The 26,163-nt window shown below is 41.6% G+C and carries 22 protein-coding genes; 8 read left to right on the top strand and 14 right to left on the bottom strand.

Annotation, left to right across the window (positions count from 1 at the left end; translation table 11 throughout):
* Positions 1-4: 4 nt before the first annotated feature.
* The 5 genes from PLZ15_08220 to PLZ15_08200 form a co-directional block, all read right to left on the bottom strand.
* On the bottom strand, positions 5-604 hold the full coding sequence (locus PLZ15_08220) for a hypothetical protein (protein ID HOI29735.1): 600 nt from the start codon (positions 602-604) through the stop codon (positions 5-7).
* On the bottom strand, positions 588-1,589 hold the full coding sequence (locus PLZ15_08215; GenBank protein HOI29734.1) for a Gfo/Idh/MocA family oxidoreductase: 1,002 nt from the start codon (positions 1,587-1,589) through the stop codon (positions 588-590). The genes PLZ15_08220 and PLZ15_08215 overlap by 17 nt, the downstream gene beginning before the upstream one ends.
* Positions 1,577-2,824 carry a DUF5103 domain-containing protein gene (locus PLZ15_08210; protein HOI29733.1) on the bottom strand — a complete coding sequence of 416 codons (1,248 nt, stop codon included), beginning with the start codon at positions 2,822-2,824 and terminating at the stop codon, positions 1,577-1,579. The genes PLZ15_08215 and PLZ15_08210 overlap by 13 nt, the downstream gene beginning before the upstream one ends.
* Positions 2,806-3,045 (bottom strand): hypothetical protein, encoded by a 240-nt coding sequence (locus PLZ15_08205; GenBank protein ID HOI29732.1) that lies wholly within the window; start codon positions 3,043-3,045, stop codon positions 2,806-2,808. Before PLZ15_08205 ends, PLZ15_08210 begins: the two co-directional genes overlap by 19 nt.
* 155 nt (positions 3,046-3,200) lie before the next feature.
* Positions 3,201-4,130 carry a DUF4097 family beta strand repeat-containing protein gene (locus tag PLZ15_08200; protein ID HOI29731.1) on the bottom strand — a complete coding sequence of 310 codons (930 nt, stop codon included), beginning with the start codon at positions 4,128-4,130 and terminating at the stop codon, positions 3,201-3,203.
* Positions 4,131-4,264: 134 nt separating this feature from the next.
* Between PLZ15_08200 and PLZ15_08195 the strand changes: the two genes are divergently transcribed.
* Entirely contained in the window at positions 4,265-5,050 is a 786-nt protein-coding gene (locus PLZ15_08195) for a phosphatase PAP2 family protein (protein ID HOI29730.1), read from the top strand.
* Positions 5,051-5,104: 54 nt separating this feature from the next.
* Here the strand turns inward: PLZ15_08195 and PLZ15_08190 are convergent, their stop codons facing one another.
* The 3 genes from PLZ15_08190 to PLZ15_08180 all read right to left on the bottom strand — a co-directional run bounded on the left by PLZ15_08190 (position 5,105) and on the right by PLZ15_08180 (position 8,029).
* The gene (locus PLZ15_08190) at positions 5,105-6,502 is read right to left on the bottom strand and encodes an NAD(P)(+) transhydrogenase (Re/Si-specific) subunit beta (protein HOI29729.1); all 1,398 of its coding nucleotides are present in this window, start codon (positions 6,500-6,502) and stop codon (positions 5,105-5,107) included.
* Positions 6,503-6,510: 8 nt separating this feature from the next.
* Positions 6,511-6,795: an NAD(P) transhydrogenase subunit alpha gene (locus PLZ15_08185; GenBank protein ID HOI29728.1), complete on the bottom strand. Its 285-nt coding sequence runs from the start codon at positions 6,793-6,795 to the stop codon at positions 6,511-6,513.
* Between the two features lie 88 nt (positions 6,796-6,883).
* Positions 6,884-8,029, bottom strand: coding sequence for a Re/Si-specific NAD(P)(+) transhydrogenase subunit alpha (locus PLZ15_08180; GenBank protein HOI29727.1), 1,146 nt, complete (start codon positions 8,027-8,029; stop codon positions 6,884-6,886).
* Positions 8,030-8,436: 407 nt separating this feature from the next.
* Between PLZ15_08180 and PLZ15_08175 the strand changes: the two genes are divergently transcribed.
* On the top strand, positions 8,437-9,288 hold the full coding sequence (locus tag PLZ15_08175) for a sulfide/dihydroorotate dehydrogenase-like FAD/NAD-binding protein (protein HOI29726.1): 852 nt from the start codon (positions 8,437-8,439) through the stop codon (positions 9,286-9,288).
* Complete coding sequence (gene gltA / locus PLZ15_08170) at positions 9,288-10,808, top strand: NADPH-dependent glutamate synthase (GenBank protein HOI29725.1); 1,521 nt, start codon at positions 9,288-9,290, stop codon at positions 10,806-10,808. The genes PLZ15_08175 and gltA overlap by 1 nt, the downstream gene beginning before the upstream one ends.
* A 21-nt stretch (positions 10,809-10,829) precedes the next feature.
* On the opposite strand, the gene PLZ15_08165 is transcribed toward gltA, so the two are convergent.
* Entirely contained in the window at positions 10,830-14,474 is a 3,645-nt protein-coding gene (locus PLZ15_08165) for an alpha-amylase family glycosyl hydrolase (GenBank protein ID HOI29724.1), read from the bottom strand.
* Between the two features lie 193 nt (positions 14,475-14,667).
* Here PLZ15_08165 and mutS point away from each other — a divergent pair, with 193 nt between their 5' ends.
* The 5 genes from mutS to efp all read left to right on the top strand — a co-directional run bounded on the left by mutS (position 14,668) and on the right by efp (position 20,705).
* A complete protein-coding gene (gene mutS, locus PLZ15_08160) occupies positions 14,668-17,283 on the top strand; it encodes a DNA mismatch repair protein MutS (GenBank protein ID HOI29723.1) in 2,616 nt (871 codons plus the stop codon).
* A 13-nt stretch (positions 17,284-17,296) separates the two neighbouring features.
* Positions 17,297-17,968: a DUF1684 domain-containing protein gene (locus PLZ15_08155; protein ID HOI29722.1), complete on the top strand. Its 672-nt coding sequence runs from the start codon at positions 17,297-17,299 to the stop codon at positions 17,966-17,968.
* A gap of 17 nt (positions 17,969-17,985) precedes the next feature.
* Positions 17,986-18,999 (top strand): 3-deoxy-7-phosphoheptulonate synthase, encoded by a 1,014-nt coding sequence (gene aroF, locus PLZ15_08150; protein HOI29721.1) that lies wholly within the window; start codon positions 17,986-17,988, stop codon positions 18,997-18,999.
* Positions 19,000-20,076, top strand: coding sequence for a prephenate dehydrogenase/arogenate dehydrogenase family protein (locus PLZ15_08145; GenBank protein HOI29720.1), 1,077 nt, complete (start codon positions 19,000-19,002; stop codon positions 20,074-20,076).
* A 65-nt stretch (positions 20,077-20,141) separates the two neighbouring features.
* Entirely contained in the window at positions 20,142-20,705 is a 564-nt protein-coding gene (gene efp / locus PLZ15_08140) for an elongation factor P (protein HOI29719.1), read from the top strand.
* A gap of 16 nt (positions 20,706-20,721) precedes the next feature.
* Here efp and PLZ15_08135 read toward each other — a convergent pair whose 3' ends face one another.
* The 5 genes from PLZ15_08135 to PLZ15_08115 all read right to left on the bottom strand — a co-directional run bounded on the left by PLZ15_08135 (position 20,722) and on the right by PLZ15_08115 (position 26,036).
* On the bottom strand, positions 20,722-22,278 hold the full coding sequence (locus tag PLZ15_08135) for an FAD-dependent oxidoreductase (protein HOI29718.1): 1,557 nt from the start codon (positions 22,276-22,278) through the stop codon (positions 20,722-20,724).
* An 89-nt stretch (positions 22,279-22,367) separates the two neighbouring features.
* A complete protein-coding gene (locus PLZ15_08130; protein HOI29717.1) occupies positions 22,368-23,159 on the bottom strand; it encodes an SDR family oxidoreductase in 792 nt (263 codons plus the stop codon).
* 7 nt (positions 23,160-23,166) lie between these two features.
* The gene (locus PLZ15_08125) at positions 23,167-23,754 is read right to left on the bottom strand and encodes a MarC family protein (protein HOI29716.1); all 588 of its coding nucleotides are present in this window, start codon (positions 23,752-23,754) and stop codon (positions 23,167-23,169) included.
* A 102-nt stretch (positions 23,755-23,856) separates the two neighbouring features.
* Entirely contained in the window at positions 23,857-25,086 is a 1,230-nt protein-coding gene (locus PLZ15_08120; protein HOI29715.1) for an acetate kinase, read from the bottom strand.
* A 14-nt stretch (positions 25,087-25,100) separates the two neighbouring features.
* Entirely contained in the window at positions 25,101-26,036 is a 936-nt protein-coding gene (locus tag PLZ15_08115; GenBank protein ID HOI29714.1) for a 3-hydroxyacyl-CoA dehydrogenase NAD-binding domain-containing protein, read from the bottom strand.
* Positions 26,037-26,163: the final 127 nt, after the last annotated feature.

Below are 26,163 nucleotides of genomic sequence, written 5' to 3'. Positions count from 1 at the left end.
TTCCTCAGTTAAAAGTTTTATCTACAATTGTAATTTCGTTCGGGTAATTGATACTGCCGATAGGAGTACCAACGACCGGTTTAACAAGCAATTTTAAATTGGATGTGGAGCCGCCGAGTCCGCCCAGATTAAGGAGGAGCGATAAAACATCATCCAGACTTTTTTCTTTAACACTTTTTGCCAGGTCGAATTCTATATTCAGTTTTATTAATGTCGATTCGCCGATACCCGGAACGTTTAGCGGCTGACTAATATTTCCCGTGATAATCTCCTTCTCATTCACAAATAATTTATACGGGAAGGATTCAAGAGTAAGATCGGTTCGCGGGTATCCGCCAGATCCGTCATTCGGATTTTTCGCCTCAATGTTAAGCGTGAATGTAAGCGGAAGAGTCCCTTTAAGAAGTCCGGAAGTGAGTTTGAGCATCTCTATCGAATTAAAATCCTTAATCGATTTTTTTCCTTTTACATCGATGCCGAGAATTTTATAATCAAGTGCCGAATGTATTTTATACTTCAGCCGCGAGATATTCTCCATTGTTTTAAGAATGCTGCATCCGCTGAGGAAAGAAAAAATTATTAGAAGACTAATTAACCTGCGCACGTGCAATCGACTCCTCAATTTTTTTAATAATCATTTCGGCTACTTTAAGGGCTTTCAATCCGTCAGCCCCTGTTACTGCCGGTTTAGTTTTATTCCGGACCGAATTTACAAATAGCTGGAGCTCGTGCTTCAAAGCATTTATCTCCTTCTGTTCCGGCTGTTCGTAAACGACTGCTTTCTTCTTTTCGCCTATTCCGATCTCGCCGAATGAAATAAAGGGATTCTCCGGAATATCGCCGGGCGAGACGAGCCTATAGACTTCCGAAACGCCTGTTATAAAATCGAGCGTAATATAAGTATCCCGCTGGAACATTCTCATCTTCCGCATTTTCTTCTGCGAAATTCTGCTCGCTGTAACATTGGCTACTGCTCCGTTTTCAAATTCGAGACGGGCGTTGGCAATATCGATAGTGTCCGATACAACTGCGACACCGCTCGCGCTAACGTTGGCTACTTCGCTTTTCACGAGGCTCAGGATTATATCGATGTCGTGAATCATCAGATCGAGTACAACCGCGACATCAGTTCCTCTCGGATTGAATTGCGAGAGCCTGTCGGTCTGGATAAACAACGGATTAAGCGCATATTTTTCAAGCGATATAAGCGCGGGATTGAATCTTTCAATGTGGCCGACCTGGAAAAAGAGGTTCTTCTGATCCGCAATTTTAACAAGTTCCTCACCTTCGGCAATTGTGGCAGTTATCGGCTTTTCGACAAATACATGTTTGCCCTTTTCAAATGCGTACTTGGCAAGTTCATAATGAGCGCTTGTAGTGGCGACTATCGAGACCGCATCAACTTTCGAAATAAGGTCGTCCAGAGATTCAAACGCTTTAACCTGGAATTCGCCCGCAACCGCACCGGATTTTTCCGGATCTTTATCATAGATGCCGATGAATTCCGATCCTTCAACCTCCCTGAATAATTTTGTGTGAAGTTTTCCTAAATGCCCTGTACCAATTACTCCTACTTTCAGTTTCTCCATAACTCTCCGGATTTAATCTTTTTATAACCGATTATTTTATCATAACCTCCTTTTTCAGGAGTTTCGTAAAAGACAAAAACATGATACTCGTTTAATGTATCCCAGTAATTTCCCTCAAGAATATTCCAGTCAACATTGTTTATTCTATTCTCATAAATCTCCGCCGTTACGAACTGGTAATCGTAGATCCCCCTTTTCAGTTCAATGCTCAGGTTCAGAAGACCGTTGTCATCGAACATTTCATATTCCGGGAGAACTTTCCAGTTATTAAAACTTCCGACAAGAAAGACAGGGTCGGTTATATTATCCGGAGGCCTGATGCGGAAATTTACATTCAGGTATTCGGCATAATCGTTCCGGAAGTCTGTTAGGAAGGAAGCGCCGTTGAGGTCTCTTCTTCCTTTCTTAAAAAAATTGGAGGTTTCAATTCCGTCGTACTGTGCATTTACATTCTGAGTATTGAAACGGTTATAATCACGAAGATCAGTCTGCCTGTACTCATTGCCCGGGAGAAGATCCCTCGCGATAAAAGTAAAACGGTTCGCACCGTTCCATTCGTAAAAACGTGTCGGTGAATACTGATTCCGGTTTATTACCACCGGATCAGCAATTTTCCTGTTCTCAATTATTTCGACAGATTTGACATAAGCCGCGAAATGTGAATCGGGAAGATCAAATGTGTTGCGTATGATATAAGTCCTGTTCAAATCAGCAGTTTCGGAATTAAATGACTGAGCCCTTTCATTATTAATTTGTGAATAGATACGGACTTCAGGATTGACTACATAAAACCTGCCTGTCGCAAAGACCTTGTCCGGATTCTGAGAATCGACTATCTGAAAGATCCACTTTCCGGAGAAAGGGAAAGTGACATTTCGATTAGGGAAATTTCCGGAATAGTGATACCGTGCCCCTTTAATTCTTAAAGGGAGGCGTTCAAACCAGAGATTGTATTCCGTATTGTACCCGGGATTCATTAGAAAAACATTATCATAAGGGACCCACCCGGAATTACAGAATCTGAATACAATATTTAAATTCGGGATGTAGGTTGACTGGAGATCAAACTCGATTGTAATGGTCTGCCGCGTAGAATCTTTCATGTCAATCAGCGGGAATTCGGTCTGATCGGCTGACGAATAAACTCGGAGGCTTTTTATCTGGAAATCGGCTGCGACAGTTATCCGGCCTGACAGAATTACAAAAAAGATGAGGCTTAATAAATTTCTACGCATTTGATTGATGTGTAAGGGACGAAAATATTGTAATTATTTTTATCGCGGACAGCTTCGAGAAGAAGTCCGTCTTCAAATGCCGAGATCAGTTTCCCGGTTTTGAATACGATCTCGTAGAAAGCTGGGTGTTCATCGCCGCCTTTTCCGTATACAACGCCGTAATTTTCATTCATTGTGATGTTAAGCATTTTGTCCAGATGCTTATTCCAATCCATTTTCATTTCAAGTTCCCGTTGATTTGATTATCGATTTTACGGTTCAAAAAGTAGCTAAAAAAGGATTCTTTTACAATTGATAAAGATTTGAAGGTTTGATAGGAAATAAAAGGGAAGGATGTGTAATCCTTCCCTTATAATAATTCTCTTGCTGATGGTTTTTATTTGTCGCGGACAACTATATCGCCGCCCGTGGTTTTACAGACAATCGATTCGCCGCCGTCGTTAAACTCCCCTTTCAGTTTTCCACGGCTGACTTTTGTAGTTTTGTAATTATTGAAATAGCAGTCGATATCCCCCCCTGAAGTAGCCAAATCGACCGATGCTTTAAGGTTTGCCGGCAGAGCGAGTTTAATATCACCGCCTGATGTTGAAGCATAAATTCCTTGATTGTTACCGTCATATTTTATTTCGATATCCCCGCCGGAAGTTTTTGCTGAGATTTTTCCGTTGCCGGCTTCAATGAGTATATCACCGCCGGAAGTGGATGAAAGCAGGTCGCCTTTATGTCCGTAGGTTTTAATATCGCCGCCCGAAGTTGAAACGTCAGCATAGCCGTTATGATTCGAAAGAGTAATATCACCGCCGGAAGTTTTGCATCTTAGTTCACCGGAAGTATTTTTAAGATCGATATCGCCGCCTGATGTATCAAGTTTGAATTTACCTTCAACATTCTGAATTAAAATATCGCCGCCGGAAGTTTCGATATTGTTATTATAACGGGCAGGCATATAAACTTCAATTTTAACACTGTAGCCACCTCCCCAGTTGAAGAACCAGGAGCTCTCTTTCTTAGCGTATACTTCTACACCGTCCGATGTTCTTTCGATTTTAAATTCCATTTTTTCTTCGGCTTTACGGTTACCGAAGATCTTTACATAGACTTCATCTTTATTCCAGCTTTCAATTTTAATATCAGCACCGGAAGCATCAACAAGAAGATTTTCACCCGGTTTTACCTGAAAGGATTTCTCTTTTATCAATTTCAAATTATCAGCTAATAGATCCGTCGCGAAGACAGTTCCTATAAGTGTAATTAAAAGTATCCAGAATACTTTTTTTGTTACCGATTTGCCGGTCATGCTGTTCATATCATTCCTCCCTCTTTATGAATTTATCTGCTACTTTAGACTTATGGAGTTTTTATAAAGTTACATGTATTTTGACCCAGAAGGAATTAAAATTGTTGTATCTCAGAATAATTAAAGTAAAAAGATGGGATAAAATGCCGGCACTATTTCACAAGAGAAAGAATTTTCTCCTTTTCTCTATCATTGTTATAATTGCATATCAGGATGTTTTCCCGCAAAACGAGTTGAATTTCAGGCAATTCGGAAGGGAAACGGAAAAATTCATAAATCAGCCCGGGAAATGGGAATCGGGTGACTGGGGAATGATCGGACTTGCAGCCGCTTCCTCATTTTTATTAATGCAGTTTGATGAATCAATCCGGGATGAAGTGATTCTTAACCGGGCCGGGGAGACAAATTTTGCAGTAGAGTTCGGCAGAATCTGGGGAGAACCATATAACACTGCATTGATAAGCGGAATAAATACCCTCTCGGGAATTGTGAATGATGACTATCTGAATAGAAAAGTCGCTTTCGAAATTATTCAGTCGGCACTCTACACCGGATTGATAACTCAGCTTATGAAGATAACATTCGGCAGGTCACGGCCTTACAATGATAACGGCGCATTCAGTTTTGCACCTCTTACTCTGTTCAGCGACGATGACTGGTCATTCCCTTCCGGCCATACAAGTCTCGGTTTCTCACTTTCAACAATACTCTCGGAAAACACGAGCAACGGTACATTAAAAATTCTCTATTATGTTCCGGCAATATTAACAGCATATTCAAGAGTATATGAGGATAAACACTGGGTCTCGGATGTATTCATCGGCGCGTTGATCGGATATTCAGTGGGAAAGTGGGTCTCAAAAATTCATAAACAGAATGAAGGGACGGCTCAACCGGTACAAAGTTTTTATATCTCAATCCCTCTTTAAAATAAAAATGCCATCCGGTTAAAGATGGCATTTCAATTCCGATCTTAAATAAAATTAGAGATTTTTTAATTCCTGTGTAAGTTTGGCAACCGCATCTTTTGAATCGCCGAAATACATAAGCGAATTAGGATAGAAGAACAATTCGTTTTCAATTCCGGCATAACCAACATTCATGGAACGCTTGTTTATAACCACGGTTTTGGAATAATCGACGTTCAGGATCGGCATTCCGTAAATCGGACTGCTCTTATCGTTTCGAGCGGCCGGATTAACAACATCGTTAGCACCGATTATAAGAGAGATGTCGGTATTCGGGAAGTCGTCGTTTATCTCCTCCATTGAGAGCATCTTATCATAGGAGATCTGCGCTTCTGCCAATAGGACATTCATATGACCGGGCATTCTGCCGGCAACCGGATGAATAGCAAACCGGACTTTCTTTCCTCTAGACTCAAGTATGTTAACAAGGTCTCTAACCGCATGCTGGGCCTGTGCAACGGCCATACCGTATCCGGGAACGATAATAATATTTTCCGCGGCATCAAAGATCATAGCAAGTTCTTCGGAATCGACCGATTTAACCTGTCCCTTTGGCGATGATGCGCTTGCAACTGCCGGGCCAGTTGAGCCGGCGCTTTCCCAACCGCCCATTACAACATTGAGAAGTGATCTGTTCATGCCTCTGCACATAATAAGCGTAAGAATTATTCCTGAAGCTCCCACAAGAGCTCCGGCAATTATTAACTGGTTGTTCTGTAGTACAAATCCTGTTGCCGATGCAGCCAGGCCTGAATAAGAATTAAGAAGAGAAATTGCTACCGGCATATCTGCTCCACCTATCGGAAGTACCAGAAGTACTCCAAGAAGAAGTGATACAGCAGCGATCAGGAGAACCAACGTTTCTAATGTCGGATCGATTACGAAAAAGACTCCTGCAGCAATCACTCCGATAAAGAGAAGAACATTTATCGGGTGCTGTCCCGGGTATTTAACAACCTTGCCTGTAACTATTCCCTGCAATTTCCCGAATGCAATCAGTGATCCGCTAAACGTAACGGCACCGATAATCAAACTGAGCACCACGGTTATATTGGTTGCATCGTTAAATGTCCATGCTGGAAAGTTTTTCATTTTATAATATTCCGAAAGCGCTACAAGTAACGATGCGCCTCCGCCGAATCCGTTTAATAGTCCCACCATCTGGGGCATACCGGTCATAGGCGTTTTGGTAGCCATTAAGACTCCTATTAATCCGCCTATTATAAATCCAATTATAATCCACTCGAATGTAAGAACATGCTGATCGAAGAGAGTAACTATGATGGCGATGAACATGCCGAGAGCAGAAAGGAAATTTCCTTTACGCGCAGTCTTTGGTGAACTTAAATATTTTATTCCGAAGATGAAGAGTACTGATGCAATTAAATATGAAATCTCTATTAATATTCTCATTTTTCAACTCACTTCTTTTTGAACATTTTAAGCATTCTATCTGTAACCAGGAATCCCCCGACCACATTGATAGTAGCAAAGATCATAGCAACCAGACCGAGTATGGTGCTTATAGTGAATTCCTCCAGGCCTGCGCTCAGAATTGCGCCGACAATTGTTATGCCCGAAATCGCATTCGAACCGGACATCAGCGGCGTATGCAATGTAGGCGGGACTTTTGTTATCAATTCGAAGCCGACAAAAATCGCAAGCACAAATACATAAAAGAGCATTATTAATCCGATACTTTCCATTATTTACTCCTACTATTTATTTTCTTTTTTATTTCCGATTCAGTATTCAATCAAACTCAATAAATTCAGCGAGTCTGATAAAGTATTGTTACTTCAATAATTCCTTAGTTCTTTCGTGAACAACCTGACTGTCTTTAACGATTACGGCGCCTTTGAAAATTTCATCGTCCATATTAACAATGAAATTCCCTTCTTTGGAAGAATACTCTATCAGACTGAGCAGATTCTTGGCGTACATTTCACTCGCATGATACGGTACAAGACTCGGCAGATTAGGTTCGCCGATAATCGTTACATTATGTTTAACAACCGTTTTATTCTTTTCGCTTACTTCGCAGTTGCCGCCGAATTCAACTGCCATATCGAGTACAACCGATCCGGGCCTCATATGTTTTACCATTTCTTCAGTAACGAGTACAGGTGCTTTTCTGCCGGGAATCAATGCGGTTGTGATTACAATATCGGCTTCAGTAATATGCTTAAAGATCAGCGCTTTCTGTTTCTTTAAAAACTCTTCGGACTGCTCTTTAGCGTATCCGCCGGAGTCCTGCATGGTTTCATCTGTCGGAACCTCGATAAATTTACCGCCGAGACTCTGAACCTCCTCTTTTACAGCAGGACGTACGTCGGAGACTTCTACAACGGCGCCTAATCTTTTTGCAGTACCGAGGGCAGATAAACCGGCAACGCCTGCACCCATTATCACTACTTTAGCAGGTGAAATGGTTCCCGCAGCGGTCATCATTAACGGAAATATTTTCCTGAGATGATTTGCCGCGAGTATAACGCTTTTATATCCGGCGAGGTTTGCCTGAGAACTTAGTGCGTCCATTCTCTGCGCGATGGTAGTTCTTGGAATCGCATCTACTGAAATTATATCGATACCGAGTTCTGCACCCTTTTTAGCAAGTTCCGGCTGATGAAGCGAATAGAGGAAACAGATAAGAAGCGATCCTTTCTTCATCAGTTCGAGCTCGTTCTTTTTATAGTCAGGATGTTCTGCCGGACGGTGTACTTTCAAAATTATATCGCTCGAATCATAGAGTTGTTTTAAGTCGGCTGCTATTTCAGCGCCGGCATGGATATATTTTTCGTCCGGGAATCCGGCTCTCATTCCGGCATCTTTTTCGATCTGAACTTTGAATCCTTTCTTAATCAATTTAGCCGCTACATCCGGAACACACGCAACCCGATTTTCTCCTGCTATTATTTCCTTTGGTACTCCGATAACCATCTATTACTCCTTAACTTAATTGTTTGGTTTGTTTTCGAGATGAGGTGTGGAATAAAAACTGAAATTTTCGACAAACCAAAGATATTAATTTTGGACTAAATATCAGTCATTCTCCCGAAAAGTTTTTTGTGTCACATATACCGGTTTGTTAAAACTGAATTAACACATATAATTGTGAAAAATATGGATGATTTTTAACCTGCTAAAAAAAATTGCTCATTGGTTTTAATAAATGCTCCTTTTAAAATAAGAGCAATACTCCTGTGCTAATTAAAAAAAATGAAGGATCGGATCAAAAAATTTTCCGCAGGTAAGAAATATTTAATAATTTGCGTCTCAAAATTTTATAAAGTCTTTCACTGTGCTCATCAATACGGGTGTGGAAGTGATCAACAAACGGAGAAATGATGGCAAAAATACTTTTTAAGGAGCAGCTTTCAAAAGATGTCTTTCTGATGAGACTTCATGCCCCTCTTATTGCGGAAGAACGCGCTGCCGGACAGTTTATTATTTTACAAATAGATGATGATTACGGAGAACGGATTCCTTTAACAATTGCCGACGCAAGCATTGAAGAAGGTTCTATCACGATTATATACCAGGTTGTCGGTAAAACTACATTGCAACTTTCCGGATTAAATGAAGGGGACGACATTCCAACACTTGTGGGGCCACTTGGAAAACCGACACATATAGAAAAATTCGGAACTGTCGTCTGCGTTGGAGGAGGAATCGGTGTTGCACCGCTCCACCCGATTGCTCAGGCATTAAAAAAAGCAGGCAATCACGTAATTACAATTATCGGTGCGCGAAACAAAGAATTATTAATCCTTGAAGATGAGATGAAATCGATTGCCGACGAATTTATTGTCTGTACTGATGACGGCTCATACGGCAGGAAAGCACTTGTGACTGAACCTCTTAAGGAGATTTGCGAAAGATCCCCGAAGCCCGATATGGTAATTGCAATAGGCCCTCCTGTTATGATGAAATTCTGTTCCGAAACAACGAGACCTTACGGAGTTTTTACACAGGTTTCTCTTAATACAATTATGGTGGACGGAACGGGGATGTGCGGTGGATGCAGAGTTAATATCGGGAAGGAAGTAAAATTCGTTTGCGTTGACGGGCCTGAATTCGACGGGCACCAGGTTGATTTCGATAATATGATATCGAGATTGAATTCGTATAAAAATATTGAACAGGATGCACATTCATGTTATCTGGACGAAGAAATCAGACAGAGGGAGGTGAAGTAATGGACCACAAGACTCCCGAACAATTATCCGAAGAAGCTAAAAAACTTATTGTTGAATATCTGGGCCGGATTGACGATCTGAAACCGAAAGAGCGGACTAAGATTCCTGTTCAGGAGATGCCTGCACAGGATCCAAATGAACGGCGTTCAAATCTTGAAGAAGTAGCCCTCGGTTATTCAATAGAACAGGCACGGATTGAAGCGATGCGATGCCTGCAGTGTGTAAAAAAATCGTGTGTGGAAGACTGCCCGGTACGGATCGATATACCCAGATTCATAGATCATATTGCGCATGCGGATTTTGAGAGCGCTGCAGCAGTTATTAAAGAGGCAAGTCTTCTCCCAGCTATTTGCGGAAGAGTCTGTCCACAGGAAACTCAATGCCAGCAGAATTGCGCTGTGGGCAAAGCTTTGAAGGATGTAGATAAATCGGTGGCTATCGGCAGACTTGAAAGATTTATAGCTGATTGGGAAAGATCGACGGGAAAAATTGCAATACCCGAAATAAAACCTGAAACCGGTAAAAAGGTTGCAGTTGTCGGAAGCGGTCCCGCGGGACTCGTAGTTGCAGCAGATTGCCGGCGCGAAGGCCATAACGTTACCATCTTCGAAGCATTCCACAAACTCGGCGGTGTATTGAGATATGGTATTCCTGAATTCCGGTTGCCGAACGAAATCATTGATAAGGAAATTGAAGTCCTGCGCGAAATGGGAGTTGAGTTTAAAACAAATTTTGTTGTTGGAAGAACAAGAAAACTGACCGACCTTATAGACAAAGACGGATACAACGCAATATTCGTCGGTACAGGGGCAGGACTTCCGATGTTTATGGGTATTGACGGCGAAAGTCTTGTGGGTGTCTTCTCCGCTAACGAATACCTTACACGCGCTAACTTAATGCGTGCTTTCGATAAGGATCATTCGGACACGCCGATATACGAATCCAAAAATGTTGCCGTGCTGGGCGGAGGCAATGTTGCGATGGATGCTGCAAGAATGGCTAAGAGATTAGGCGCAAAAAATGTTTATGTGGTTTACCGCCGGACTGAAGTTGAGATGCCTGCACGTAAGGAAGAGGTTGCACACGCAAAAGAGGAAGGAATAGAATTCTACTTCCTTCAGAATGCGAAACGGATCATAGGAGATGATAAAGGCCGCGTTAAAGCGATGGAGTGCCTGAGGTACGAACTCGGCGAGCCTGATCAATCCGGAAGAAGAAGGCCGGTCGTAATTCCTGACAGCGAATTTATTCTGGATGTTGATACGGTAATAGTCGCAATCGGAAACGGAAGCAACCCGCTTATCAGCCAGACTACTCCGCAGATGAATGTTAACAAATGGGGAAACATTATTGTTGACGAGACTCAGAAAACATCTGTCGATAGAATTTTTGCCGGCGGAGATATAGTGCTGGGCGCGGCTACAGTAATACTTGCAATGGGAGAAGGCAGAAGAGCAGCAGCGTCAATAAATAAACTGCTCGCTGAAGATATTGAAAAGGAAAAAGCCGGGATTAGCTGAAAGACCCCGTAATTTAAAAATCTAATCCAGCTGTTTTATACTTAAGAGCAACCGATCGAGCTGATAACCGGATTGCTCTGACAACTGCAGAATTCCAGTGAAGTTATGGAATGATTCCTGGATCATTTCTTTAATTCCCGGTTCCTCATTTTCAACGGGATCATCATCCGGAACAGTTAAAAGTCCGTAATTGATAAGATGAAGTGTAAAGAGCCACTTCAGCAATTCTTCAAATCTTTCCTTATTGTAATAAAGTTTGCCTTCGTAATCATTAACACTGATGTACATCTTTACTTTTTCCTCATCCAGTAATTCACGCAAACCTTTAATATTAATCCGGTTCTTATCGAGAGGCAGATATTCCGAATCGAGTTCAGGGTTTTCGTTACCGGCATTTGTGAAATCGATCAAACCGTTATACTGAATAAGAAGATCCAGGAGAAGTACTTCCCACTGCAATTCCTCCTCACCCCTTCCGGAATGCCTGAGTACTTTCATAACCGGTATATCGAGAAGAAGTCTTTCGAAGAAATTGGAGTTATTGATCTCACCCCGGGCATCAAACAAATCTCTTATCGAATTAATTAAGAAGAACATCAAAAGAAGGAGTGAATTCTCATTATAGTTAAGATCACGGGTAACAGTAACAATATGATGCAGGCCGTTATTCATATAATTGTTTTCGGATGGAAATTCCTTCTCGATAATTCTATTGAGGAGTCCTACCCTTTCCAGATCCCTGTCGAACTTTTCAAGAACCGGTTTATTATCTTTTTCAAGGTTGAAATGAATTGATACGGCTTTTAAAAGTTTTTTCAATTTTTTATCTGAATACTCCTTCCGGTCTTCAGCCTTTTCAACCTCATCATTCATTACAAAAGACTTTACGAAATGGCTTAATGATTCATCATCAAAAAAGTTTTTGATTGCCGAATGAACCGGTTCAAGACGCATTTCATTCAAAGACCTTTCAACAGATACAACTCCTCTTCCCTTTAACCTCCCTGCTAATTTTTCGTACTCACCCGAGGAATCATAGACCTCCCGGAAATCGAGATAGACCTGATATTTAAATCCACCCAGTTCGATATAGAAACCTTCAAACGCCAGCTCATGGCCGGATTTAAGATACTCAAGATTAGACACATGTTCGCGAAAGATATAATAATGCTGAAGCGTCGGATTAACTCCCAATGCTTCTCCAACAGTTTTTGTTTGCGGTTCCTTCACACCGTTTAAAAACGAAACCAGTTTAGGTGATGAACGGAAAATCCTGCCGGATGTACCCTGATACTTATTGTTATAAAAGATTAATCCTTTCTCGCCGTACTCGCTGTTGGAATAAGCAAAAACATTTTCATTAAGATGACCGTAACCGTCATAAAAATCGAACAGCCAGAAATTTGTAACCTGGCTGAAAATGTAACGGCGTTTCATAAGCGGAAAGATTTCGCGAATATGCCTGTCGATAAGCCATTGATTTGGCGTCTCGTTGTAATAAGCACGCTGGTATTCCATACCGTATTTTTCCGTAAATCCTTCCACCTGTCCGTGCGCAAACATCGGCAGGCCGGGCAGAGTAACCATGAGAGTGCAGATACCGAAATATTTATCGTCGGTGCCGAACTGTTTAATCGCGGTTTCCTCATCCGGATTGCTCATAAAATTGACGTACCGTTTGAGGATCTCCGGTTCGAATTCGAGTGTATTGGAAATCAGATCCCTGTATTTGGAATTCTCCTCTTTCATCAGCATATGCATGAAAGCAGAATTATAAACACGGTGCATTCCAAGAGTTCTAACAAAGTATCCTTCCATAAGCCAGAATGCTTCTGCCAGCAGGAGAGTTTCGGGCATTTCGGAATTGATACGGTCAACAACCTCACGCCAGAATTCCTGAGGAAAGAGCCGGTCGAATTCATCCTGCGATATTGAATAGTCGGACCTCGACGGAATATCCCCTCCTCTACCGGGGACAGGATACCAGAGGCGGGAAAAATGTTTTTTAGCGAGCGTCATTGCAGCATCGAAACGGATAATGGAAAACTTACGCGCAACCTCGAATATCCTTTGAATTACGGCTTCGCGGACATCGGCACGTATCATGTTAAGCTGCGCTGTGTCGTTCCAGGGCATGTTTGTTCCGTCGTTCCCGTGATAGATGTAGCGGACTTCACCTGATCTGTTATCAATTCTCTGGAATACAACAGCGGCATCGCTCCGGCTCCAGTAACCGTCTTCGATTCTGATCGAAACGGACTGATCATCGGAAAGGTCCGGACCGCTGAAGCGGTAATTAGGAAACGGCGGATAAGGCGACTGAATAAAATAGTCTGGATTTTCGATGACCCATTTAGAAAAAATTCCGGTATGATTAGGTACCATATCGCTCGCGAGGCGGATACCCCTTTTCATAGCTCGTTCATTCAGATTGCGGTAAGCACCTTCTCCGCCCAGGTCCCAGGCAATCTGGTAATCGTAGAGCGAATAAGCCGACGCAACCGCGTCAATATTTCCAAGTATATGTTTAATCTTTTTGGACGCGCTGCTCCTTTCCCAGATTCCGATTAGCCACAAACCGTTGAATCCCCACCATGCAAGCTGATCGAGCTCCTCATCAGGAATCTGATCGAGAGTTTTTATGTGACGGTTATATTTTTTGGAAAGCTGATCGAGCCATACATAACTATTCTTGGCAATCATTACAACTCGGGGCATCCAATCGATGTCTTTTGTAAAATTCTCGTGTTCATCGTAATCTTTCCAGGCATCGAGCGCATATCGGTAACCCGATTTGCCGAGAGAAAGAAAATCGGCTTCACCTGTACCAGGTTTATAGAACGGAGCAAAAACCGGCGCACCTCCGCCTCCGAAGCCCAGAATAATTTCCTCTTTAATAAGATCCTTGCCGGATAAAATCCTGGTCAGAAATTTCTCGTCCAGCAGTATTCCCCACTTCTCACGGATAAAATCGAGCTGAGCTTCAATGCTTTCTGGGTTAGTAAGTATCGGAGTTTTAAGGAAAGTAAAAAAGTCCTGATTATCGGGTCCGAATTTTTTCTCGTTCTTAAAGAAGTTATCGAGTTGTTCCAGACTCTTATTGTATGTTTCTTTCTCGGTCAGATAATTACGGTCGAAGAGTTCAAGTATCCCTTTGTTAGCCGGATTAATATTGGCAAAGGAGAGGAGGATCATCTCCTCCAGAGTAATTTCCAGGTTTGAACGATCAGCAGTAAAGGAATTAAGGTAATCATAAACACTCGACTGCCCTCTGAAGACTTCAACAGGCGGGAATACTTCAACAAAATCGAAAAGGAGTTTTCTTATTTTATCTTCGCCGACCGATTCATTCAAATGAGCTAATGCCTTTTTAATAACGCCCGGATTAACCTGGGCCTCATAAATTCTGAAGAGGAAATGATAAATTTCATCTATAAGACCTGCGCCGTTTACTTCTCCAACTTTCACTTTCAGGTTTTCAGGCCGTTTATCATTTATCTTCTTAACAAATCTTCTTACTGCTGCATTATTAATAAACACAACATTCCCGGCGATCGAAAAGAATTCGTCTTCCATTTCAAATTTCAGGCGCATCTCTTTCGCTACATGGAATTCGAATACCGGAAGGTTATTTAATATGTGCAGTTTTTTTCTGGAACCGGGCATTATCATCTCGTATGTGATATTTTCAGGTTTATTTGCAGCACAATATAACTAATCCCTCTTTATCAATAAACCGTAATGAATTATGAAAAAATCTGAAAACCGATTAAATATTACTGAATCAGCAAGGGATAGTTTAAATTGTTATTCGTTCCCTATTCTCGTATATTTTTAACCCGAATTTTCATAAAAGGATATGTCAGTAACACCATTAATGGCCCAATATGCACGGATAAAAGAGAATTATCCGGATACGATCCTATTATTCCGAATGGGAGATTTTTTCGAGACATTCGAGGATGATGCAAAAGTGGCCTCAAAAGTTCTCGGAATCACTCTTACCAAGCGGGCTAACGGTGCTGCCGAGGATGTTCCTCTGGCCGGGTTTCCACATCACGCTATCGACAGCTACCTGCCAAAACTTGTACGTGCCGGATACCGTGTAGCTGTCTGCGAACAGCTCGAAGACCCGAAGTTTGCTAAAGGAATTGTGAAACGCGATGTCATAGAGGTTGTAACTCCGGGCGTCTCGTTCAACGATAAACTTTTGGACCATAAGAAAAATAATTATCTCCTTTCGGTCTATATTGAGGATGAGATTGCTGGACTAGCATTCAGCGATATATCGACAGGAGAATTTCAGGCATTCCAGGTGCACCGCAAAGAATTGAATCAGCAGGTCGGATCGATTAATCCTTCCGAAATACTAATTCCTAAAAAACTTAAAAATGATCTGGAACCTCTGATAAACAAATTTTCTCCCGATTCCAGGATAACCAGGATAGACGACTGGATCTACAATTATGATTACGGTTCAGAACTTTTAATGAACCACTTCAATACAAAAACCCTTAAGGGATTCGGAATTGAAGGAATGAACCAGGCAATTTCATCTGCAGGGGCTGTTCTTAATTATTTGCGTGATACGCAGAAGGCAAATCTACCTCATATAAATAAAATATCGAGATATAATCCTTCCGACTATATGATTCTGGATTTTTCAACTAAAAAAAATCTGGAGATTACTTTTTCGATTAATGACGGTGACCGTGAAGGAACATTAATATCCATTCTGGATAAGACCGAGACAGCGATGGGCGGAAGGATGCTAAAGAAATGGATCTCCGCACCGTTGATAAAACTGGAACCCGTTTTAAAAAGGCAGGAATCTGTTGAGGAATTTTATAAAGAAAAAACACTCAGGAAAAATCTCCGGAATGAACTGAAAGAAATCGGTGACCTGGAAAGACTCACTTCCAAAATCTGTACCGGAAGAGCTAATCCGAGAGAAATGATCAATCTGAAAACCTCCCTTAAAAAAATTCCGCTTATTAAGCAGCTTCTGGATCTTTCAAAATCGGAGACTCTTTCACAAATCAACGGCAGGCTGCATCAGATCGACTGGCTCGTAGAGAAAATTGAATTAGCAATTAGCGACGAACCTCCCCTTTCGGTTTCTGACGGAGGAGTTATAAGAACGGGATACAATCCGGAACTTGATGAATTGAGAAGTCTTTCGACAAATGCGAAGGATTGGATTTCTAACTTGCAGAAGACTGAACGCGAGAGAACTAAGATCTCCTCACTCAAAGTAAGCTATAATAAAGTCTTCGGTTACTACATTGAAATAAGCCATGCTAATAAAGACAAAGTTCCGCAGGATTACATCCGGAAACAGACGCTGGTAAACAGCGAACGGTACATAACTCCGGAATTAAAAGAGTATGAAGACAAAATACTTAACGCGGAAGAAAAAATCGCAAAACTGGAATTTGAATTGTATGATCAGGTCCGCTCTTCAGCCGCAACTGCGTCGGCTGAAATCCAGGAGAATGCCGGTCTGGTGGCAATGCTGGATTGTTATCAATCTCTCGCTGAAGCAGCCGATGAGAATAAGTACATTAAACCCGTTATGGATGAATCTGATTCAATTGAAATAGTTGACGGCCGTCATCCTGTAGTTGAAAAAATTCTTCCGCCGGGCGAAAAGTTCACACCCAACAGTTCTAAACTCTCTTCTTCAGAAGAGCAGATAATCGTACTAACCGGACCAAATATGGCCGGTAAATCGGTCTATCTGAGGCAGGTGGGTCTTATTGTTCTAATGGCCCAGATCGGTTCTTTCGTACCGGCTAGAGAAGCGAAGATTGGAATTGTAGATCGAATTTTTACTCGTGTTGGCGCAAGCGACAATATTTCCTCCGGTGAAAGTACTTTTCTGGTTGAGATGCAGGAGGCTGCGAACATTCTCAACAACGCAACTGGCAAGAGTCTTATACTTCTCGATGAAATCGGGCGCGGCACAAGTACATTCGACGGAATTTCCATTGCCTGGTCTATTACGGAATACCTGCACGAGAATCCGAATCTGAACGCAAAAACTCTTTTCGCTACACACTACCACGAACTGAATGAGATGGCGGAACTTTTTCCGCGTATAAAGAATTATAAAGTTGAAGTCAGAGAATACGGCGACAAGGTTATTTTTCTTCACAAAGTTACACCGGGCGGAGCAGATCACAGTTACGGAATCCAGGTAGCCCAGATGGCAGGTCTTCCTCAGTTTGTAACTTCAAGAGCAAAGGAAGTACTGGCAAATCTTGAGAGCAAGGAATTAACACCGTACGAGGTTAAGAAAGCTAAACTTGCCCGACTTAAAAATCAGGATAACCTTCAGATAAGTCTTTTTGAGATGAAAGATGACTCATTAAGGAAAGAGATTTCGGATATACCGATAAACGAACTTACTCCGCTTGAAGCACTAAATAAATTGAGTGAGTTAAAGAAAAAACTTGATGATAACAAAAGTTAATTGGAAAAACAGAATGAAATCATTAAAAACTGACCGGTCAAAATATTCTCCTCTAATTTTTACGGGTTTAAAAGTATTCTTTTCTACAGGTATAATACTCCTGGTGCTGATTATTTCCGGATGCGGTAAAAGCTTAACTCCCGAAGATGAAAAATATCTTGCCTCTTTAGAAGAACACAGGCACGGTAAAAATGCTTATATGAAAGAAGATCCCAATTCACCCTTCAATTACAAAAGTAAAATTGAATTTCATGAATTGAATTATTTTGATGTAGACCCGGAATACAGATTTAAAAGCAGGTTATTCGAATATGAACCGAAAGACACCGTAATAATTTTCGGTACCAAAGGTGAGGAGAGGAAAACCGTGCGTTTCGGATATGTCCAGTTCGATTACCGGGGGAAGAAATACAATATCAATGTTTATGAGGGGATGTCACGCACAGGACAGAAATACTATTCGATCTGGTTTACAGACCAAACTACAAACAAAGAATCATACGGGGTTGGAAGGTACATTGATTTTGAAAAGCATCCTGACCCGGAATTTATTTATGAAGTCGATTTCAATCTGGCATACAATCCGTATTGCGCATACAGCCCCGAGTATTCATGTGCTATTCCAACAAAGGAGGACTTTATTCCCATTGAAATCCGTGCAGGAGAGAAAAAATTTCACGATTAATAATTACGGAGTAAAAATTGGTAATCATTCTTGAAAAAAACGCGACTGATCAGCAGGTAGATAATGTTGTAAAACATCTTGAGGATTATGGTTTTCAGGTTCACAAGTCGATCGGCGTTGAAAGGACTATATTAGGCGCAATTGGAGTTCAACCAAATTTCGATACGCGGAAAGTAAGTATACTGGACGGCGTTGCAGAAGTCTACAGGATCACCACACCATATAAACTGGCAAGCAGAAGTTTCCATGAAGAAAATACAGTCATAAAGATTAAGGATGTTGAAATCGGCGGCAACCAGGTTGTTTTAATTGCCGGTCCATGTTCAATTGAAAGCGAGGACCAGATTTTCCGGATGGCAAAGGAAGTTGCTTCCGCAGGCGGAAAAATCCTGAGAGGGGGCGCATTCAAACCGCGTACTTCCCCCTATTCATTCCAGGGCCTTGGTGAGGAAGGATTGAAAATGATCCGCGCCGCAGCGAATGAATATAATCTTCTTGTAATAACCGAAGTGATGCAGATCGATCACATTGAACTGATGGATCAATACGTGGATATTTTCCAGGTTGGGGCCCGGAATATGCAGAACTTCTCCCTGATAAAAGAACTTGGCAAAGTTTCCAAACCTGTTATGCTTAAAAGAGGCATTGCAGCTACAATTGAAGAGTGGCTGATGTCCGCAGAGTATATCCTCTCAAGCGGTAACAGTAATGTATTTTTATGTGAGAGAGGGATCAGGACATTTGAACAGTATACAAGAAACACATTCGATCTTTCTGCAATTCCTGTGGTTCATAAAAAGAGTCACCTGCCGATTATTGCAGACCCGTCCCACGCTACGGGATTACGTGATCAGGTTCCGCCGATGGCCCGCGCGGCCGTTGCGGCAGGTGCGGACGGACTGATGATTGAAATACATGACAATCCGGAATTCGCATTTTCGGACGGGCCCCAGGCCCTTTTACCCGAAACATTTTCGAAACTTGTTGACGAACTCCGCCTCATTGCAAATGCGATAGGAAGGAAATTGTAATTGGCTTTGCAAAGAGTATCAATCTTAGGATTGGGATTAATCGGCGGATCAATTGCCAGATCTCTTAAAAATTCGAATCAGGAATATGAGATCCTCGGCTTTGATAAACCTGAGGTACTCCGGAAAGCGCTTAAGGAAAACGTAATCGATTCCGGATTACAAAACATAAGAGATTCTCTCGTAAGCGATATAATTTTTTTATGCCTGCCCGTGGATGAATCCCTAAAGTCATTCGAGAATTTAATCCCGTTGCTCAAACCGGGTCAGGTTATAACGGATGTGTGCGGAGTTAAATCGGTTTTTCAGGAAATCTGGAACCGGGCCGGCTCAAAAGGAATTTATGCAGGCGGCCACCCGATGACGGGCAAAGAGTCGAGCGGATTTGAGAATTCAGATCCCTACCTTTTTGAAAATTCGGTCTACATTTTAAGCGAGAATGAATCGAACAGCGGAATCGAGCCGCTTATACAGGTAATCAAACTTCTCGGCGCGCGTATTAAGTTCCTGAATCCGAAAGTACATGATATTGTTGTCGCATCCGTTAGTCATCTCCCGCAGCTGATGGCAGTTTCTCTAATTAATTCAGCAAGTCTTAAAGAGAACGATATTAATTTCTTCGATTTTGCAGCGGGCGGTTTCAGGGACATGACTAGAATTGCATCAAGCGATTATAAAATCTGGGATGCCGTATTCAGAAATAATAAAAAAAATGTTCAAATGGCAATCGATAATTTCATAAACGATCTGCTCGTTTTGAAAAAGCTGGTCACATCAGGAGAATCAGAATCAATTGCCGGCAGGTTCGAAAATGCAAGGATTCGCAGGGACGAGATTCCGAGAAACACAAAAGGATTTATCAATTCACTTTTCGACCTCTTCATAAATGTAAAAGACGAACCCGGAGTTCTTGCAAAACTGACAACACTCCTCTTCGAAAACGGTATTGATATAAAAGATCTCGAATTGCTTAAGGTAAGACAGGGTTCAGGCGGTACATTCAGAATCTCATTCGAAACAGAGTCAGCTCATTCCAAAGCAAAAGATCTCCTTTCCAATGCAGGATTTACAGTCACGTAGTATTGATAGTTAGAGTAGCATCTGATTATTTTAGCCCACAAAATTTTATTTGATGGAGAAATTAAATGGCAACAACTTCCGATTTCCGTACGGGAATGGTTATTAGATGGAATAATGAATTATGGTCGATTGTGGAATTCCAGCATGTTAATCCTGGTAACTGGCGCGCATTTGTAAGAACCAGGTTAAAGAATATGAAGACCGGCAAAGTAATTGAAAATAGATTCCGTTCAGGAGAAGCTGTTGATGATGTGAGGGTTGAACGACATCAATATCAGTACCTTTACAGGGACGGTGCCGATTTTGTACTGATGCATAATGAATCGTATGAGCAGATCAATATATCGCCGGAACTGATCGGTGAGGGTCAGCAGTTTCTTAAAGAGAATATAAATATCGACCTTCTACTGGACGGTACCCAGATTGTTGCGGTTGAACTTCCGCTTTTTATAAATCTAAGAGTAGTTTATACAGAGCCGGGAGTTAAAGGCGATACAGCAACCAACACATTAAAACCCGCAAAACTTGAAACCGGGGCTACTGTAAATGTGCCGCTATTTGTAAACGAAGGCGATTTGTTGAAGATTGATACTCGATCCGGCGGTTACGTAGAACGTGTAAAAGAATAGACGCAAAAAGTGGAGATTATTTTCTAATAAAAGAAGCAACTGCATCGGCAGATCTTTCACCATCTATTGCCGCCGAGACAATTCCTCCGGCATATCCTGCCCCTTCACCGACAGGAAATAGACCTTCAATTTCCACATCCATCAGGGAATGGTTGTCCCGGGGAATCCGGACCGGTGAACTTGTCCTTGTTTCAGCCGCTAAGATCTGAGCTTCTTCTGTGTAATATCCCTTCATCTTTTTATCGAATTGAAGAATTGATTTTCTTAGTCCATCTACGATGTTATTTGGTAAGATTTCGTGTAAAGGAGAAGTCACTATTCCCGGGATATATGATGTTTTGGGTAAAGTGCCGGATATATTTCCATTAACAAAATCTGTAATTCTTTGAGCAGGAGCTCTCTGTGTTTTCCCGCCTGCTTCAAATGATCTCTTCTCTAAATCTTTTTGAAATTCAAGTCCGGCAAACACTCCGGATGAACTAAAACCGGTCCAGTCTTTTTCATCAACCGAAACCACGAGTCCTGAATTTGCAAAAGGTGAATCACGCCGCGATACACTCATTCCATTCAATACAAGTTCCCCGGGTGCGGTTGATGCGGGTATAATTATACCGCCAGGGCACATGCAGAATGAGTATACTCCCCTTCCGTCCACCTGGCATGCCAATCCGTAAGTCGAAGCGGGAAGGTTTTCATTTCTAGTTTTAGAATGATACTGGATCTGATCGATCAATGCCTGCGGATGTTCAATCCGGACTCCCATCGCAAATGGTTTAGCTTCAATTCTTATCCGGTGTTTATCGAGCATATAGTAGATGTCCCTTGCAGAGTGACCGGTTGCCAGAATAACCGCATCACCATAAATTTCTTCTGAATCATTAATTATTACTCCCGTTACCCGTTTACCGGTAAGGATTAAATCTGTAATTCTGGAGTTGAAGCGTATCTCGCCATTGTATTTCAGTATAGTGTTCCGGATATTCTCAACGACTTTAGGAAGTTTATTAGAGCCGATATGGGGATGCGCGTCTATCAGAATATCGCGCTGTGCTTCGTGCTGAACAAGAATTGAAAGTATTCTGTTCACATCGCCCCGTTTAGTAGATCGGGTATAAAGTTTGCCGTCGCTGTAAGTACCGGCTCCCCCTTCTCCGAAGCAATAATTCGAATCGGGATCGACTATTCCCTCCTGCTGGATTGACTGGAGGTCTTTTCGCCTCGATCTTACATCCTTGCCTCTTTCAATAACAACCGGTTTTATCCCCAGTTCAATCAACCTTAAGGAAGCAAACATTCCGGCCGGACCGAATCCAACAATTATAACTTTCTTACTGTTATCGGCTGATTTAAAATTTATTTCCGGATAAAGGTCATCGGGTTTTTCATTTTTAAATACAATCACCTTAACACGATAAACAGGATTCCTGCTTCTGGCGTCAATCGACCTTCTTATTGTTTGAACTGCGGTTAAATCCTCCGGTTTAAGGCCAAGTTTTTTTGCAGAAGTTAAACGGAGATAATCAGAGTTATTGATAAACTCGGGAGGGATTACAACTTCTATTTCTTTCTTCATGCTGTCCTCTGTTTTGAGGAAAAAATCAGTGAATTCAGAATCTGGTTCAGTTAAAATTTCTATTAAATATAATTATATCCGATCGATTTCTAATAAGTAGATCGAATTACGCCGCCATCAACGGCAATAGTGGAACCGGTAATAAATCCTGCCTGCTCCGAAGCAAGGTAAACAGCCAGGGATCCGATTTCATCAGGACGGGCTAATCGTTTCATCGGGACATCATTAGCCATGGAGGCCAGAACATGTTCGTGGGAATCGCCCGAAAGTTTTGCCCTGTTAACAGCAAGCTCGTAAAGACGGGCAGTAAGTGTATAACCCGGCGCAACGTTATTTACGGTGATATTGAATTTGCCAACCTGATTGCTAAGGGTTTTAGCCCAGGCGGTAACAGCGCTTCTAAGAGAATTTGAAAGGATCAGATTATCTACAGGCTGTTTAACCGAAAGAGAAGTGATGTTTATAATCCGTCCCCAGTTTTTCGATTTCATACCGGGAAGAACTAAGCGTGTAAACCGGATAGCACTTAAGAGGATTTGATCAACAGCGTCCTGCCAGTTCTCGTCCGTAAGATCCTCAAAGAATCCAGGTATAGGACCACCGCAATTATTGACGAGAATATCTATCTCACCTAAATTCTTTTTAATAGTATTCACAGTATTTTCAATATCGGACGGTTTATTAATATCGCAGACTACCCAGAACGGTTCGGAACCTGTCTGTGATTTTATTTCCTGAGCAGCTTTGATAAGATTTTCTTTATTCCTTGAACAGACGGCAACTTTACAACCTTCCCTTATAAAAAGTTCGGCAGTTGCCTTCCCGATTCCCATACTGGAGGAAGTAACAAGGACAGTTTTCCCTTTTAAATTAAGATCCATTTCAACCTCAAAGAAGGTTTATAACATTTGCTATTCCCTCTCTTATCATCATAACCCCATATGCAGCGAGGAAGAGAGATGCAATTTTAGCAAAAGCTTTCGAACCACCTTCACCCAAAGCTTTTGTAAGCCATTTAGCATTTGTAAGAATCGATACAATGATTATAAAATTTGCCAGCATTGCAGTAATTGTCGGCAAAAATCCGTACTTGTCATTCAATATCATAATTGTAGTCAATGCCGCCGGACCCATAATTAGCGGAATACCGAGAGGGACGATGCCGATGTTAGTGTGAGGATTCCTCCTGTTTTCGGAAGAGGAAAGAATATCGTTAATGCTAAGGATTAGAAGAATGAGTCCACCTGCAATTCTGAAATCGTTTATAGTAATACCTAGAAATCTCAGAACCGCTTTACCGGCGAATAAAAAACCGAGTGCAACAATAAATGCAGTTAGACATGCTTCAATAATCAGTTTTTTCCGCTGGTAGTTAGAGATACCTTCAGTAAATCCGAGAAAAACCGGAGTAGTGCCGATAATATCGATTGCTACGAAGAGCGGAATAAATGTTAATAAGAATAGATTAAAATCCATTTTACTTTTCTTTTAGATATCCCGAATACAATTTAAACTTTTCGATGGTTAAAAAATCAAAATGCCGGTATTAACCGGCACTTTGTAAAAAGCAAACACCTCTTATTTAGAACCTGCCGCTTTGTGTCCTGACATCACTTCACCTACAATCTGCTGTGTGTCCAAAGCAATTACAAGTTCCTCATTTGTCGGAATTCTCAATACTTTTACTTTAGAATCGGGGGCGGAGATGTCGGTTTCCCCCTTAACATTTTCATTTTTCAAAGGATCTATTTTAATACCGAGGAATTCAAGATTAGCGCAGACATCATTTCTAACCTTGATAGAGTTCTCTCCGATGCCTCCTGTAAAAACGAGGGCATCGAGACCGCCCATAGCCGCGGCATAACTTCCGACGTATTTTTTAATCTTATAGGTGAAAACATCGAAAGCATATTTTGCTTTTTTATTTCCTTCGGCAACAGCTTCTTCAATTTCGCGCATATCGCTGCTTTCGCCGCTAATACCAATTAAGCCGCTGTGTTTGTTCAAAAGCGTATTGGCTTCCGATAACGAGAGTCCTTCCTTCGCCATAATATAAAGAATTACGGAAGGGTCCATATCACCGCTGCGGGTACCCATAATTAAACCTTCGAGCGGCGTGAATCCCATTGTGGTATCGACCGAATGCCCGCAATCAACAGCTGCCATACTGCACCCGTTTCCAAGATGTGCGGTAATAATTTTCAATCCTTCATACGGTTTACCGAGCATATCAGCCGCTCTTTGCGAAACATACCGGTGCGAGGTTCCGTGAAAACCGTATCTGCGGATTTTATACTTCTTATAAAGTTCGTAAGGTATTCCATAAAGAAAAGCGTGCGGAGGCATTTTAACATGGAACGAAGTATCGAATACACCAACCTGCGGAGTAAGAGGCAGGTGCTCTTTGGTCGCCTGAATACCTTTAATATTAGGCGGATTATGGAGAGGTGCGAGTTCAATATTATCTTTAAGGGCTTTCATGACCTGATCGGTAATAAGAACTGAGCCGGAAAATGTTTCGCCGCCATGAACAACTCTATGACCGACAGCATCGATTTCGCTTTTATCCTTAATTACTCCGTGATTCGGACTCAATAAGACAGCAACAACATATTCAATGGCAATTGAATGATCGAGAATTTCCCCGACAATTTTTATTTTTTCTTTATCAAGCGGCTGGTGGGTTAATACGGCACTAGACATACCGATTCTTTCAACCATTCCTTTAGCCAGAGCGGTTTGAGTAGTCGTATCGATGAATTGATATTTAATAGACGAACTGCCGCAATTTAAAACGAGAACTTTCATAAATTCCTCAAATTTTATTTGATTATTTTGCCGTCGGCATCATATTTAAAGAAACCTTCGCCCGTTTTTTTACCGAGCTTTCTTTCACGTACGAGTTTCCGAAGAAGTGGATTAGGACGGTATCTCGGTTCTCCAAGAGTATCCCATAATGTCTGCATCCATGCAAGGACTTCATCAAGGCCCATAGAGTCAGCCATTTCCAGCGGGCCGTTTTTAAAGTTGTAACCGAGCTTCATTGCCAAATCGATATCCTCGGCAGTTGCTATTCCCTCAAGCAGGATATGCATTGCTTCATTCAGCAGCGGAACGATGGCTCTTGTAGTAATAAATCCCGGGTACTCATAAACCGGTATAGCTTTCTTTCCGATCTTAGCGGCAAATTTTTTGATTATCTCAACTGTTTTGTCGGATGTATCCAGAGCGCGAATCAATTCTACCAGAGGTACTTTGGGAACAGGATTAAGGAAATGCATTCCGATAATTCTGTCCTTGCGGTTTGTCGCGTCTGCAATTCTTGTTAAGCTGAGTGTGGAAGTATTCGAAATAAAGATTGTATGAGGACGGGCAATTTTATCGAGTGCCTGGAAAATTTTTATCTTAAGATCATAATCCTCATCAACAGCTTCAATTATCACATCGCTATCGGCAACATCTTTTAATTCGACCGTCCATTTAATTCTGCTCAATATCGATTTAAGTTCACTCTGAGTCATCGACCATCTGGATATTTCCCTTTCCATCGAAAGCTTGAGATGTTCCTGGGAAGCTTTGATATGATCCTCGTCCACTTCAACAATAAGAACATCGAGCCCTGCAGATGCGATGGTTTGGGCAATTCCCTGCCCCATAATACCACCGCCGATAATCGCAACATAATCGATCCGCTCAAGTTCCTCGACTCTTTGTACATTTCCGAGCAGATCTTCCAATTTTAATTTTTCTTCTGCCATATTATTCTCTCTAATTACTGTAATTTATTAACGTGTTAAAATATCGAAATCCTTCAATAGAATCATTTAATTGGACAAATATCATACCATGCCCGGATTTATAAATTTAAGCAAAAACGAAGCGGAA

Source organism: Melioribacteraceae bacterium (assembly GCA_035362835.1).
Classification (GTDB): Bacteria; Bacteroidota; Ignavibacteria; order Ignavibacteriales; family Melioribacteraceae; genus DSXH01.
This window is presented reverse-complemented; position numbering and strand designations above follow the sequence as displayed.

Bases quoted from the DNA above. Each gene is read 5' to 3' on its own strand.
- PLZ15_08195 (HOI29730.1), top strand. From the start codon at position 4,265: ATGCCGGCACTATTTCACAAGAGAAAGAATTTTCTCCTTTTCTCTATC.
- PLZ15_08120 (HOI29715.1), bottom strand. From the start codon at position 25,086: ATGAAAGTTCTCGTTTTAAATTGCGGCAGTTCGTCTATTAAATATCAA.
- PLZ15_08210 (HOI29733.1), bottom strand. From the start codon at position 2,824: ATGCGTAGAAATTTATTAAGCCTCATCTTTTTTGTAATTCTGTCAGGC.
- gltA (HOI29725.1), top strand. From the start codon at position 9,288: ATGGACCACAAGACTCCCGAACAATTATCCGAAGAAGCTAAAAAACTT.
- PLZ15_08205 (HOI29732.1), bottom strand. From the start codon at position 3,045: ATGAAAATGGATTGGAATAAGCATCTGGACAAAATGCTTAACATCACA.
- PLZ15_08130 (HOI29717.1), bottom strand. From the start codon at position 23,159: ATGGATCTTAATTTAAAAGGGAAAACTGTCCTTGTTACTTCCTCCAGT.
- PLZ15_08125 (HOI29716.1), bottom strand. From the start codon at position 23,754: ATGGATTTTAATCTATTCTTATTAACATTTATTCCGCTCTTCGTAGCA.
- PLZ15_08200 (HOI29731.1), bottom strand. From the start codon at position 4,130: ATGAACAGCATGACCGGCAAATCGGTAACAAAAAAAGTATTCTGGATA.
- PLZ15_08190 (HOI29729.1), bottom strand. From the start codon at position 6,502: ATGAGAATATTAATAGAGATTTCATATTTAATTGCATCAGTACTCTTC.
- efp (HOI29719.1), top strand. From the start codon at position 20,142: ATGGCAACAACTTCCGATTTCCGTACGGGAATGGTTATTAGATGGAAT.
- PLZ15_08135 (HOI29718.1), bottom strand. From the start codon at position 22,278: ATGAAGAAAGAAATAGAAGTTGTAATCCCTCCCGAGTTTATCAATAAC.
- PLZ15_08180 (HOI29727.1), bottom strand. From the start codon at position 8,029: ATGGTTATCGGAGTACCAAAGGAAATAATAGCAGGAGAAAATCGGGTT.
- PLZ15_08185 (HOI29728.1), bottom strand. From the start codon at position 6,795: ATGGAAAGTATCGGATTAATAATGCTCTTTTATGTATTTGTGCTTGCG.
- PLZ15_08215 (HOI29734.1), bottom strand. From the start codon at position 1,589: ATGGAGAAACTGAAAGTAGGAGTAATTGGTACAGGGCATTTAGGAAAA.
- PLZ15_08115 (HOI29714.1), bottom strand. From the start codon at position 26,036: ATGGCAGAAGAAAAATTAAAATTGGAAGATCTGCTCGGAAATGTACAA.
- PLZ15_08175 (HOI29726.1), top strand. From the start codon at position 8,437: ATGGCAAAAATACTTTTTAAGGAGCAGCTTTCAAAAGATGTCTTTCTG.
- PLZ15_08165 (HOI29724.1), bottom strand. From the start codon at position 14,474: ATGCCCGGTTCCAGAAAAAAACTGCACATATTAAATAACCTTCCGGTA.
- PLZ15_08155 (HOI29722.1), top strand. From the start codon at position 17,297: ATGAAATCATTAAAAACTGACCGGTCAAAATATTCTCCTCTAATTTTT.
- mutS (HOI29723.1), top strand. From the start codon at position 14,668: ATGTCAGTAACACCATTAATGGCCCAATATGCACGGATAAAAGAGAAT.